Genomic DNA, 14,081 nt, shown 5'->3' with positions numbered 1-14,081 from the left:
GTCTTCCCATCATTTCCTCCATTAGTTGTTTGAGTGACCTAAGTCATTGATTATTCCTAGTTGAAGGCAGAAGTATCCCTGGCCGATCTCCTCCTTCTGGCTTTGTAATCCTTTTATAGTTTTTTTTGGAAAAAGTAACAGGTAAAAATTGGATTATTGATAATTTAGAAGAGGTCTACATTTAGCGTCTGCTATATAAGCTGTATTTCTTAAAGGAATTAATGGGCTGTATGACAGTGGTGTATATTTTTCATTTTTAATAGCAACAGATTATTATCCTTGACTCAGTAATGTATAGAAATATTAAATAAACAATATAATAATATATATAAAGAAAATGGAATAGTATGAAAAAAATCAGGTGGCTAGTTGTATAGCCACCTGACTCAGGAATTGTTTTCGCTCATCAGCCGATGACCGCTTTGATGGTCTTTTGTTGCAATCCATTAAAGACTTTCAGGAGGTAAGTTCCTTTTGGCCGTCCTGAAAGGTCAATTGTTATTTTATCCGACTGCTTAAAAATTGTATTGAAAATAAGTCTGCCTGAGAGGTCGAAGACCGCAATCTCAGTGGCAGATATTTGTTGTCCGCTGAACCCTATGTTGAAGATTCCATCAACCGAGGGATTCGGGTAAACAACGACTTCTGAATCAATAGAAATATTTTGCATGTTATTTTCTTCTTTGGTTTCTGTAGTTGTCATTTTTTCTGAAATGGATATGGTTATGTCAACAACTTCCATTAATTCAAGTTCTTCAGAATCAAGAACTCCGATTTTGCAATCAAGCTCGCCCGACAAAAGCCTGTCTTTGTCTGATATTATGATTTCACCAGTCGAACTATTGATTGAAATACCAGGAAGTGGGTGATCCTGCATTGGGATGTATGTTAGATTCATCTCGTCGGAGGAGTGCCTTGATAAAATTTGGCCAACAGGACTCCCTTCGGGAAGAAGAATGCTGGTATTGAAATATTGTTTGGAAACCGGAACAGCGGTGGTGGCAGATGCATTTGACACGACAATTGAGATAATTGCTTCCGCATACATATTAGGGGTGCCATTGTCTGTAGCTCTGACCCTGAGATAGAGCGTTCGCGGATAAAATGCAGCCGGATTTGCTACAGTAAGCACGCCTGTATTCGGGTTCAGATCAAAAATGCCGTTGGAATTTCCCGCTGTTATTGTATATGTAAGTAGCTGATTTGGGTTGGGGTCGCTGGCCACAACAGTACCGAGCACAGAACCTGCCGGAGGATGTTTTTTTGTGATGAAGGTTTGGTTATCAATGACAGGAGGGTAGTTTGTCTCTGGTACTATGATCTGTATCATAGCTTCAGCGAACAATGCTGGTGTGCCATTATCGGTTGCTCTTGCCATCATATAAAATGTCCTGGGGTAGAGCGCAAAGGAATGAACTACTGTAATAGCACCCGTGCCCGGATTGATGGCAAATATCCCGTTGGAATTCCCTGTAGTGATAGAGTATGTGAGGACCTGACCCGGATCCGGATCAGTGGCAATCAGCGTCCCGACAAGTGTCCCGGCTGGTGCATATTGCTGAACGTTGAACGTCTGGTTTTCTATCACAGGAGCCTGATTCCCGGGGGTTACATTCACCGTGACGATCGCCTGGCTGTTCATTGACGGGATTCCGTTATCTGTTACCCGGACTGATAAATTGTATGTCTGAACAGCAAGGGCGGCTGAATTATTGACTGAAAGTGCTCCGCTTGAGGGATTTATTGCAAAACATGATGATGTATTCCCCCCTGTAATGGAATATGACAGCGTTTGCCCCTGGTTGGGGTCGCTTGCAATCACTGTTCCGATAACAGTTCCATTGGGAGAACCCTGCGCAGTATTGAATGACTGGTTGTTTATTACAGGAGCCTGGTTTACCGAAGTAACTGTTACAGATACAGTAGCCTGAGTATACAGGCTAGGGTTCCCGTTGTCGGTAGCCCTGACGGTAAGATTAAACGTTTGAGGGGTGAGTGCAACTGCATTTGCAACTGTTATTGTACCCGTAGAAGCATTGATTGCAAAACAGGAGTTGGTATTTCCGCCGGTAATTGAAAAGGTAAGAACCTGTCCCTGATCCGGATCAGAAGCTTGAACAGTCCCGACCAGGGTCCCGTTGGGAAGATTCTGGGCAATACTGAATGCCTGATTGGATATAACCGGAGGCTCATTGATGTTAAGAATATTTATTGTTATTGTTGCCTGCGACCAGAGATTACCGGTGCCATTGTCAGTTACCCTTACAATAAGCGCAAAAGATGATGCAGATTCATAGTTTATAGCAGCACTGTTGGCTACAATAATCTGACCTGTACTGGAGTTTAGTGTGAATGCATTGTTAGTATTGCCGCTGACAATAGTGTAAGTAAGCGTTTGTCCTGCATTGGGGTCTGTTGCAACTACGGTCCCGACACCGGTACCGTTCGGGCTGTTTTCATTTATTGAGAATGACTGGTTATTTATTACAGGGGGCAGGTTGCTGCCAGAGGAAGAGATATATTCATAAGCACCGATGTCAGGTGCGGATCCCTGAAATATTGAGGTTCCTTCAATGTCATGGCTGATTCCCACATTCACGCCTTTATTGATGCAGGGAGAGCTACTTTGCAGGTGGAAGTCGTAACCCGCCGGATTAACAAAAAGCGGATTGCCTGTAACCGGATTTGATCCTGTTCCGGGCGTTCCGGCTGTTGCAGATGTGCCGTAACAGTTGTTCCTGATGGTCCATGATCCGCCACCGTAATTGTAGATGGCAACACCATTGTCTGTGCCCCTAAGGTGGATATTGTTTCTTGAATCAACGTTTGTTTTATCAACCCAGATATGGTAATTTGAGACACGGTAAAAGACATTGTTATAGACCTTGGTGTTTGTTGCCGGCCCCACAGAGGGATATGTATATCCAATGCCGATTCCGCTTGAACAGTTGTAGAAGATGTTGTTATGAATCAGATTATTACTGGTATATGCTCCTGCAATTCTTAAGCCCAGGGTATTTCCCTGAAAAGTATTATACCTTGTAATGATTCCGTTCCCGCGTTCAATGTGCACAGCTGCAGCCACATTTGAGCCATTAATAAATGTGCAATACTCAATTATTCCGGTTGCATTGTCGGAAGTCCCGGGTGCACTGTTCAGAATAAGGTTGAACTTATTGCCGGCACCGTTTGTGCGGTCAATAATCGTATGGTGAATGTGAAAACCATTATAATTGCCGTCGAGTTGTATTCCATCTCCTGATGAGTAAGTCTGATTGGGGTTTACAAAAAATCTCCGGTTAATATTGTAGATATGACTGTACCCGATCTCAATACCCGGAATATTGGCTAAATATATTCCGTCAATGGCTACATTGTGAATTGTGGTATTCAGAATTGACAGGTTGTTGTTGTATACCCCATATATTCCGAAGCCTGCATTGTTGGTATTATGTGCATTGTGAAGCACGCAATTGTTGATGGTAATTTCAGAAGTGTAGTTTGATGAACTGCCCGAGACCCCTATCAGGGAATGGGCATTTCCATTTCCGTTAACTTCAAAGTCCTGAACGGTGCAATTGGAAGAGCCTTCGATTCTATAGGCGTATCCGCTGCCTGTATATGAGAAAACAGGCTTGCTACCGGTGCCATATGCTCCGATTGTGATGTTGTTTTTCGCACTGATGAAAATTTGCGTTGAGGATGTGTACGTAGTCCCCCTTTTTTGCAAATAGGTATTCCCGCTCACCAGGGAAAATCTGGTCCAGGAACTGTAAGGGCTTGTAATGGAACCATTCTGACCGGAGCTTGTGTTGGTCGGATCAATGTAGATGGTTGCACCAAAAAGAATCGAAGAATAAAATACGAGTAGCAGAAAAGTTAGTGCAAGAAATAAAAATCTGGGTTTTTTGTTGGAAATTCCTCCTCCTGTAATGCTCCGTTTGTTTTCCATTTGTAGTCGTTTTAGTTTGTTCATTTAACATTAATTCAAAAATAAATTTCAATGCTGCTAATCAGCTACTTAATCGGGTAGCTCAGCAGGGAAAATGTATTCTATCAGATTGTTGCTGTAAAATTCTCCCCCGGACAGCATTTCTCATCCCGGAATGCTGCCCCGCGAAAGTTTGATGGAAAACTATGCCAGAAATCCTGGTTGAGTTGCGCTTAATTAGCTTTTAAACCGAAATGGAATCCGAAATCGATTACAGACAGCATATTGAGATAATTATTAATTTCCTTATTAAGTTAATTTAAAAAGAGTCTAATTAGTGATAGGGGATATTGTTGGCCTTGCTTTCTCATTTTGGGGAAATTCTCCCCGGGGAAGCCGCAAAGGTTTAGGAGGATAGCTATTGCTCCGGATTCCGGAAACACTGATGCACGTATAACAGATGATATTTATCAGATCACCGGAAATATTCCATAAAGATTAAACACATGCTAAAGAAAGAAATTCCCTTTTGACAGACTATAAGGGCTGATCACTTCTTTTTAAATAAGTTTTTGCTGAATGATTTGAAGAAGGAATTATCCTTTTTCTCCTCATAATAAGTGTATTCATATCCGTAATCATAACTCAGACCTCTCGCTTTAACATCGTTGATCACAAGGCTGATGTGAGGTATGTTCTTCTGAGTCAAATGATTAATATTTGTTGTAAATGCTTCCTTTACAGTAAATCCTTGTCTTACAACGTAAATATTTGCATCCGAATACTTCATTAACAGGTACGTGTCAGATACAACGCCAACAGGTGGAGAATCAATAATAATGTAGTCATACAGCTTTTTAAGGTCATTGATCAGCTGTTCAGTTTTTTGGGAAGCGATCAGCTCAAGCGGGTTTGGTGGAATTGGTCCGGCTGAAATGAAATCAAGGTTATCTATACTTGTTTTCTGAATAATTTCAGGCAGGGAAGATTGATTTATCAGGGCGGTGCTGATCCCTTTCTGATTGGACAGGTTGAAGTCCTGGTATAGTTTTGGTCTTCTGAGGTCAAAACCCATCAACAGGGTTTTTTTACCAAACAGGGCATAAACACAGGCGAGATTCTGCGATATAAATGATTTTCCTTCCCCTGTATATGAAGAAGTAACCACAAATATCATTTTCTCATTATCCGTGGCATAGAATTGAAGGTTAGTCCTTAAACTCCTGAAGGATTCCGAAATTGGTGAATTGAAGGCTTCATTGATAACGATCTTTTCTTTGCTGTCATTGTGAAATACATGACCAAGGATTGGCAGGCCGGTGATGGATTCAATCTCCTTTTTCGAAGAAATCTTTGTGTTCAGGAAGTCACGTAAAATTATAATGATAAAAGGAATCATTAACCCCAATAAAGCACCGATAATCAGGGTTAATTTGTTCTTGGGAAAGACCTGATAAGAAGTTATGTATCTTGCAGGATCAATCACTTCATAATCGGGGGCATTTGATGCACGGGCAATTTGTGCTTCAGATCTTTTCTGGAGCAGAAAGGTGTAAATTGCATCATTCAGCTTGAATTTACGTTCAATACCGAAAAGTTGCCTTTCAGTTGAAGGGAGTCTTGACATCTCAGCAGAGATGCGTGCAGACCTGTTGTTAATATCCTGAAGGGCAATCTCAGTGGTTGCCGCATTACTGCTGATGTTTTCGTTGATGGTTTTTTTCAGGTTGGCTATCTGAACTTCAATAGTATTAAGTCTCAGATTCTTAATGTTTCCCTGGTTAAGCAGGTTGGTTCGTTCTGAATTGAGTGTAATCAATTGGGAAATCAACTGGTTTAACAAGGGATCCTGAACATTCATCGAGGAAGGGGCAACAAGATCAGATAAATCTGTATTTTTTTCAAAATAATCGCGGATATAATCATAATACTTCTTCTGCATAATAAGCAATGCCCGTTCACTTTCAAGCTGGTTCATCCTTTCGAGCGATTGTTGACCCTGAAAACTTATATCCATAACCCGGTTCGAAGTCCTGAAATTCTGAAGTTTGCTTTCAGCATAAGTCAATGAATCCGATACTTCGCTGATCTGACTGTCGATAAATTTCACGGTGTTGATGGCAATTCTGTTTTTTTTCTCGAGGTTTTTCTCAAGATACGCATTTGAAAGTGTGTTGAGAAAGTCAGTGATTTTGTACCTGTTGTCGCCAGACATTGAGATTACAACAAGTGAAGAGGTTCTGGAAGTAACGTTGGCAGTTATGGATGCCTGGTATTTAAGCGTCAGGTAACTTAAACTGTTGAAAGAAAAATATACTTTACCGGATGATGGCTGAAAGTTATTCCCTTGAGGTAAATGCACCTTAAAGCTATAGTTTTCTCCCTTGATTTCCTCGCCGAACTTGTAAGTTCCTGAGATTTTCACTTTCGGTGCGATTTTTACAATATTATCATCCAGATAGTTGTATATCAGAATGTTTTCTCCGTTTGCTTCAATGCTGAACTCATCTTTATTCAGTATCCTGAAATAGATCGGAAGATCAATGGGCTGAAGCGAAGATTTATCAATACTTATCTGTAATGGTTTATCAAAATAGATCTCTTCGGTTTCCCTGAATAGTTTGTGTTTGATTATCCCCCCGAACATATACCTCTCCGAGTAAAATGAAACGTCGAGATTGAGTTGATTTACAGCATCATAAATCATCGTATATGAGGTGAGAATGCCCAGTTCATTTTCAATATTCTGATTACCTGCAAAGAGGCCAAAACCCTGCATGATATCCTGAGAACTCATGAAAGAATTCCGCTCGGATTCCTTGAGCAACAGTGTAGAGTGATTCCTGAAAATAGTGGTGGAGAATTTGTTGAAAAGAAATGCTGCCGCAAGAAAGGCGGCGATAGAAAGGGCAAACCAGAATTTGTGTCGCCACAGCTTAAAAATCAAGTCCCGGTAGTCTGTCTTCTGCTGGAATATTTCTTCTGATCTTTTCACGGCTTCGGGTTATCTGAAAAAGTACAAAACAGTTATAAGTGTTGTTGTAGTGGCAAGAAATGTGGCATAAGTAAAGGTCCTGAGACTCCTGAATTTGGTTTTAATGGGCTCTACGATTACAACATCGCCGGGTTGAAGGTAATAATACTCATTTTCAACAATTTTTTTATCTGTCAGGTTCAGGTTGTGAAATCTGACCAGGTTGTCGTATTCCCGGATCAGTGTTACCTTGCTTTTGTCGCCGTAATCAGTTATTCCGCCTGCATATCCAAGGGCCTGAAAAATATTGATCTGCTCCTTAAAAAAGGGGAATTCGCCCTGGTTCCGGACTTCTCCCAACACGGTAATGTTACTGTTTACAAACTTCATGGTTATTGCAGTATTGCTGAGATACTGGCTAAGCTCAGCTTCAACTTTGGCTTTTGCTTCAGGAAGTGTAAGGTTATTTAACAGGATTTCTCCGATAAAAGGAAAATCAATGGTTCCTCTTTCACTTACTGTATAACTCAGAAGATCTATACTTAGCCCCCCTGTAATTGAAGAGTTCTGGTTACTGAATATCCTGGCGGTTTGTTCGTCGAGGCTTAAAACATTGATATACAGATTGTCAAAAGGCCGTATTTTTTTTATCGGCCTTAGGTGTTCGTAGCTTTCCTTGATTTCCGAACTTGTTTTGTTCTGAACGTATTTTAGGTTGTCCTGCGGTACACACGACGCCAGTATTCCTGAGATAAGCAATAACATAAACAGCTTAAGTGTAAACTGACCCGGGTTTTTCATATGGTGTTCTTTTCTGTTTGGCTGACTGTTAAGTTCAATTATCCGGCATTTCATATAGTAACGCATGGGTTAATCAATCATTGTTGTTTCAGGCAATTGTCTGAAAATTCCTTTATTGACCTGAACCTTTTGCAACTGTCTGAATGGTTTTTATCAGCAGCATGAAATCTATTTTCAGTGACCAGCTGTCAATGTACTGCAGATCGAGTTTCATCCATTCGTCAAAAGTAATGTTGTTCCTGTTAGGCGCAATCTGCCATATGCAGGTGATGCCCGGACGCATTGACAACCGCCTGAGTTGCCATCTCTGATACTGGGCTACTTCGCTGGGGAGGGGTGGCCTGGGCCCAACCAGCGACATGTCTCCTTTTAAAACATTAAAGAACTGGGGGACTTCATCGAGGCCAGTTTTTCTGAGTATCTTCCCAACAGCTGTGATTCGTGGATCTTTTTTTATCTTGAATACCGGACCATCCATTTCGTTCTGGGCTTCGAGCAGGGGCCTCAGTTTCTCGGCATCCTGAACCATTGTCCGGAATTTATAGATGTTGAATTCACGCCCCCTAAGACCAACCCTTTTCTGCTTGAATATAACCGGTCCCCTTGAGGTGAGTTTTATCGCAATAACAATTAGCAACAGAATGGGGGACCAAATAAGCAATATAAGGAAGGAAGCTACAATGTCAACGACAAATTTCCATTGATGTGCATCCTTGTTGGCCGGCGTATTGATAAATGTGAGAAAGGGTACTTCATTGTAATAACTCAGATGAGTCTTGGTCGCAGGCATCTGGAAGAAAGCAGATTGCAGCCTGAATACAACCCCGATTTCTTCACATGCAAACACCAGCTTTTTAATTTCAGCCTGATTAATGTCATTTTTGCAATAGAACACTTCGTCAACAACATGCGATTTTATCAGGTAGGCCAGGCTTTGAGTATTTTGAATGACCTTGACCCTGCTGCTGAAAATCTCTGAAATAATTTCCGATTCAGATATTATGGTTACAATTCTGAATCCCCATTCTTTATGGAGAAAAAGTCTTTCAATAAAATCAACACAGTTTTCATCAGCGATTAATATGATATTTCTGGTGTTTAATCCTTTGCTGAGTAGATTTTTATGATACCTGTAGGATAGAATAATTATCAGGTTTAGCAATATAAACTCAACTGATGCAAACACCAGGAGGATGTAAAAATTAACCTGGTCGAGTTTTAGCAATGAAATAATGATGGCCAGAATCCCGGTTCCGGTTAAGATAAATAAAAAACTCTCTAGCAGGATGATCGCCGTATCCTTGGCCCTGTAAAACCGGGTGAGATTTGTTTTGCTGATCCCAAAATGCCATAAAGGGATCATGATCAGTAAAACGGTGAGATACTGGCTATTGTATTCAATGTCGGCTATTGATAACCAGTTTATTATAAAAAAAGCCCCTATAAAAGCAAATACTGACAATATCGTGATGATAATGCCAAAAGTTTTGCTTCCAAGCTCCTCGCGCTCCTGTATCATTTTCGCTATTCGGGGGTTTTAGTATTTAATCGCAAATCAGGTTAATAATAATGCCTTAAGTGCCAATGTCAACAAATTAATTCCGGATTTGTTTCTTAGCCGCGCTGCCGCTTTTCAACCGAAATTATTTTATGCAAGAAATCCGGTAAACCTGAAAATATTAAAACCAAAAATCAACGTCAGTCAAAAAAAAGAAATCTTTTCACGATTATTACAACATGAATAATTTTCTTTTTAGTGGTCGAAGGTAGAAATGTACGAGTTATCAAAAATAATTATATTTCACAACTAAAACTCATATTTGTTGCGCTTTTACTTGAAAACAACCTATAATTGACAAATTTCATTTGTTGCCGGGGTGAAATATAAAAAATCTCAGCGTTTATTTATAAAATGACTGCCGAAACAGAAACAACAGTAAGGTTTTTCTTCGATCCACCATGTCTGTATTTTCGGGGATAAGTTAAATGCCGATAAATTCCCTGAGAGATGCCAGGAGGTTTTCTGAAGCGCCTGGCCCTATGGGTTTTGAAGGTCTAATTGTGTCGATCCGGTTTAAAGCTTCAAAAAGGTCCTGTTCCGAGTAGACATCCCGGACGTATCCCAACCTTCCAAAGCTTTTTGCTGTTGATATCTGGTGATCATTTCTTGTTTCATGAAAACTTGATAGCCGGGGCATTACAATGATGGGTTTGGAGAACTGCAGCGCCTGAATGATTGTTCCCATTCCTGCGTGCCCGACGATAACATCAGCTGACCTGAACCTGTCAATAAAATGTTCAGGCTCAATAAAGTCAGTATAACGGAAGTTGGTTGGTAGATATTCTGCCCTGGAAATCTGACCAAAAATCTCTTTATAACCGGTGTCGCCGGCCCACCGGTCAACAGCTCTGATCAGCCTGTCGAATGGTTCCTGTGTTCCTACTACAACAAAAATCATGATATAACCGTTCCTTTAAATAGCGTTGATTTATTATCGGCCAGATGATCCCATTGGGTAAGGTGCAGCCGGCTGAAAGGTTTTGCAATGCGGCCACTCATGGATATCCGGTCAACATTTGCTATGCTGTCGATCCAGATTGTCTTTTTTCTTTTCAACCTTCCCCATATAACAGCCATAAGCCCGGGTGCTGCCCCTGTTGAAATAATCACATCAGGATTTTCATTTACAATAATTCTCCTTACTTCAAAGGCCATTTTAATAAGCTTCAGTTTTTCCCATCTCGTTGCATCGGTAACTGCATAAAATTTATAGCCTTCAACCTGGGCCTGATTGCCTTTATGGGTGGACACAAAAATCAGATACTGTCCGTCAAAAGCCGGCAGAAGTCTTAACAATTGTATCCAGTGGCCTCCGCTGGAGGCGATGGCAAGTATTTTAATTTTCCCCATTATGGCGACTACTGCTTTTACGTAAAAGTCTTTTCATAAAAACGACGATTACACTTCTGTTGAGCTCATAAAAATGAACAATTAATTCAACTTTCATCCTGATCCGCATAAAAAATGGCTTTCGTGGATGAAAGTGCTTTTTGCAATAATGATTCAATGCTTCAGGGCTGGTTGCTCTGAGTTCTTTAACCTGGAACATTTTCTGATGCGAAAATAATAATTTTGGATGATTATCGGAAAGATTGGCATTGAAAATCAATCCCGTTTGGGTTAATTTGGAAAAGTTCTGATCGAAAATAAAGTTGCCGTGACTAAAGACAGTCCAAGTTTTATTTAGTCTGACTACAGACTGTATCACATGCGGATGATGTCCAAGTATGAAATCAAAACCGGCATCGCTTAATTCCTGTGCAAGAATTTGCTGTTGTGCATTTTCCAGTGTCAGATATTCATCACCCCAATGAATGCTGATGATGCGGATTTCATTATCGGCTTTCCGGCTGAGATTCAAATCACGGATAAGATTGTTGTTGGAACTGCGAAAGTACTGACCGCAGTAATTCTTATCATCTATAAGGCTTACTCCCCAGATTTTTAAAACTTTGCTGTTCATTTCTATAACCAGGGGGGTGTTGTCTCTTCCTGCGACAAGAATGCCTTCTTTTTCGAGAAACTGAAGGCTATGTCCGGCAGATTGCACTCCATGCTGACTGAAATGATTGTTGGCAACGTTGGCTATTTTAATTGCATTGATCTTTCTGAAAATAGTTGCAGCACTTTCAGGTGCAAGATAAACTCCGTTGCTGATGTTACGCTTCAAGAAATGAATATCCGGGGCAAAACCCGACTCCATGTTAAAAATAAGGATGTCTGCCTCTGATATTACCTCATAGACCTTCGGACTCAGCAGCCTGGTATAATCGCTGCTGAATTTTTTTATAATTCCCCGGCCGAAATGATGAACATTTTCGCCAAGCATAATATCACCGACACTACATAGATTGATTGACATGGCTTTCAATTAATTTAAACTTTGCATTGGTCGGATTGTATTCCTGCATTTGCACAATTGAAAAGGAGAGTTCTGGCAGAAGTTTATTCAGCGTGGCGGTCAGTTTTGTTGCCATTTTGTCAAATAGTTGCATTTGCTTCAGGTGAATATAAACAGTCACCGAATAATCAGTTTCCTGAACAATGCGGTAGGCGTCGACCTCGGGGAAGTCAAATAGAATTTTATTGAAATATGCTCCATGAATTGAACCACCATCCGGTTTTCTGATAAGGTCCCTTGTTCTGCCTTTTAAATCAATTATCCTTGGCCATGCAGAGCCGCATATGCATCTGTCGCTGGTGATACTTCCTATATCTCCGACACGGTATCTTATGAAGGGATAGTTCTGACTGTTTGTGTTGGTCAGCAACAATTCGGTAAACCCGTCTTCTGTTGTCAATGTTTCAGCAAAGCAATTGAGAAAATTGTAATGATATCCCTGGTGTTCAGGACATTCACATCCCAGGATTCCACCATCATTAGCCCCGTAAATATCAAATACAGGTTTATTGAATGCCGCCTCTATTTGTCTGCGAACCGATGGTATTAATTGCTCAGAGGTTGTGAAAATTGCCCTGAGCCCCTTGAAATGTGATGAGAACTCAGGCACTGATTTTATAATGTTAAGGATTGAGCTGGGGTATCCATAAATCAACACCGCTTTCTTTAATTTTGAAAGATCCGGTTTCAGATTATTGTCGATCATGTCACCCTTAAGGAAATAATTGTTCTGAAGTTTGTGATAAATACTCTCAGAAAATTTTTTATTGACTGTGCGGAGAGAGTTACCGGCTATTGTAACAAACGGCTCCCCGGGTTCATAACCGCAGTTGTTGTGCCAGAACAGATAGTTATGTGCCCACATCCAGGAGAGGTGCTCCTTGTCGACATAATACCGGAAAGGTTCGCCGGTGCTGCCTCCTGTTTTCTTAAACTGATAGTCAACGCCTTTAACCGGGGTAAAAACCAGATGCTGGTTTTCGGATAGCATTTTTTTGTCGATGACCGGCATGTCTGTCAGCACCTTCTGCGGATTGTCAATGATCTCATCCGGGCTAAATCTACCCAGTAAGGGGCTGTAAAATCGGTTCTGGCTCCTGATGGCCAGCAGGAATCCGGCAAGGTTCTTATTACGGGCTTCCTCAAGAGGCGATTTATTATCCCAAAGCCTGACAAGCTCCTTGTATTTACCCAGGATATCGGTGCCCCTGGCCAGGTCAATGAGTTTTATGCCTGTCTTCATTGGATTGCAGATTCTATGGTTTTAAATTTACTTTCCCAGGTGTGTTCTGCGGCTGCACTGACTCTGGCTTCTGATAATTCTCTGCTGTTTTCTTTCAATGCAAGCAAGGCTTTTTCCAGGTATTCTTCAGGCGTATCTGCGAAGTATACCAGTGAACCAAAAAGTTCCTTTACTACCGGGATGGGGCAACTGACAATGGGCTTGCCCATAGCCAGGTATTCAAGGGTCTTAACAGGGTATGAATTGTAAATCCAGTCGGCCATAATCCAGTTGAGCAGACAAACATCGAAAGCCCGGGCATAGGAGGGGAGTTCCTTAAAATCAACAGGGCCGGTAAAATAAATGTTGTCAAGATTTTCAAGTGAAGAGTAATCTCCCAGCACTTTTCCGATAATTACAACCGAAAATCCGCGCTCTGCAAGTATTCTGAAGACTTCTTTGTCATTGGCATCTGAAAGTGTTCCAAAATAACCGGCAACCGGCAGGCCCGATGCCTTAACTTTTAACATAAACGGATTTACTTCCACTGCAGTATTGAAATGTGTGAAGTTTACACCATGAGTTAACAAGGAAACCTGCCTGCCTGTAAGTTGTTCCAGTTTAGTCCTGATATTCGGAGAACTTGCGAATAAAAGATCGACATGAGTCCCGAGGTAATGTTCTTTTCTCCGGAGTTCTTTCAGAAGTGCCTGGTTGCTGGTCCTGAAATCTGAGATAAGGTCGGCCGCCTGATAAATTTTGCGGTAAAAAGGTTTATGCAGAACCGGCGATAAGGTGAAGCTACCCGATATCCACAAAATGGTTTCTCTGATCCTGATGCCCAGAAAAAACGTAATAACTGCTATTTGAAGCCTGATCAGCATGTCATTGATCTTATCGCCGGTTGCACTGAACAGAGGAATGTAGAAGGGAACCAATACGTAAACTCCCTGATCTGCTTTCCTGATAAACTTAAGGTGGGTCTGCAATTTGTTCAGTATTTTTTTTCGCATTGATTTTCTGTTCTCCGAATTTACCGCCGGAGATTTAAATGCGATAGGATTTACCCACAGAATATAATATCCTTTTAGCTTAAATTGCATCATTATCTGACGGGTACTGGTAACAGAAGGTCTGAACCAGTCGGTACCGCTGAAGATAATCCATTTTTTCATACAGAGAAGTCCTGTT

The 14,081-nt window shown here is 41.1% G+C and carries 9 protein-coding genes; all 9 read right to left on the bottom strand.

Features of this window, described 5'->3' with window-relative positions; genetic code table 11:
* Nucleotides 1–406: 406 nt before the first annotated feature.
* A complete protein-coding gene (locus TBC1_RS16210; protein WP_062045114.1) occupies nt 407–3,952 on the bottom strand; it encodes a cadherin domain-containing protein in 3,546 nt (1,181 codons plus the stop codon).
* 529 nt (nt 3,953–4,481) lie between these two features.
* A complete protein-coding gene (locus tag TBC1_RS16205; protein ID WP_062045111.1) occupies nt 4,482–6,926 on the bottom strand; it encodes a GumC family protein in 2,445 nt (814 codons plus the stop codon).
* 9 nt (nt 6,927–6,935) lie between these two features.
* Complete coding sequence (locus TBC1_RS16200; RefSeq protein WP_172668925.1) at nt 6,936–7,706, bottom strand: polysaccharide biosynthesis/export family protein; 771 nt, start codon at nt 7,704–7,706, stop codon at nt 6,936–6,938.
* A 112-nt stretch (nt 7,707–7,818) separates the two neighbouring features.
* Nucleotides 7,819–9,225, bottom strand: a complete 1,407-nt coding sequence (locus TBC1_RS16195) for a sugar transferase (protein ID WP_062045107.1) — start codon at nt 9,223–9,225, stop codon at nt 7,819–7,821.
* 463 nt (nt 9,226–9,688) lie between these two features.
* Nucleotides 9,689–10,165, bottom strand: a complete 477-nt coding sequence (locus TBC1_RS16190) for a glycosyltransferase (protein ID WP_062045105.1) — start codon at nt 10,163–10,165, stop codon at nt 9,689–9,691.
* Complete coding sequence (locus tag TBC1_RS16185; protein ID WP_236695690.1) at nt 10,162–10,617, bottom strand: glycosyltransferase family protein; 456 nt, start codon at nt 10,615–10,617, stop codon at nt 10,162–10,164. The genes TBC1_RS16190 and TBC1_RS16185 overlap by 4 nt, the downstream gene beginning before the upstream one ends.
* A complete protein-coding gene (locus TBC1_RS16180; protein ID WP_082189674.1) occupies nt 10,604–11,629 on the bottom strand; it encodes a CapA family protein in 1,026 nt (341 codons plus the stop codon). The genes TBC1_RS16185 and TBC1_RS16180 overlap by 14 nt, the downstream gene beginning before the upstream one ends.
* Nucleotides 11,610–12,911 (bottom strand): phenylacetate--CoA ligase family protein, encoded by a 1,302-nt coding sequence (locus tag TBC1_RS16175; RefSeq protein ID WP_062045102.1) that lies wholly within the window; start codon nt 12,909–12,911, stop codon nt 11,610–11,612. Before TBC1_RS16175 ends, TBC1_RS16180 begins: the two co-directional genes overlap by 20 nt.
* Nucleotides 12,908–14,065, bottom strand: coding sequence for a glycosyltransferase (locus TBC1_RS16170; protein ID WP_062045099.1), 1,158 nt, complete (start codon nt 14,063–14,065; stop codon nt 12,908–12,910). Before TBC1_RS16170 ends, TBC1_RS16175 begins: the two co-directional genes overlap by 4 nt.
* Between the last annotated feature and the right edge of the window lie 16 nt (nt 14,066–14,081).

The organism is Lentimicrobium saccharophilum, from assembly GCF_001192835.1.
GTDB classification, from domain to species: domain Bacteria; phylum Bacteroidota; class Bacteroidia; order Bacteroidales; family Lentimicrobiaceae; genus Lentimicrobium; species Lentimicrobium saccharophilum.
Note: the sequence above shows the minus strand (reverse complement) of the source record. Positions and strands in the feature narration are given on the sequence as shown.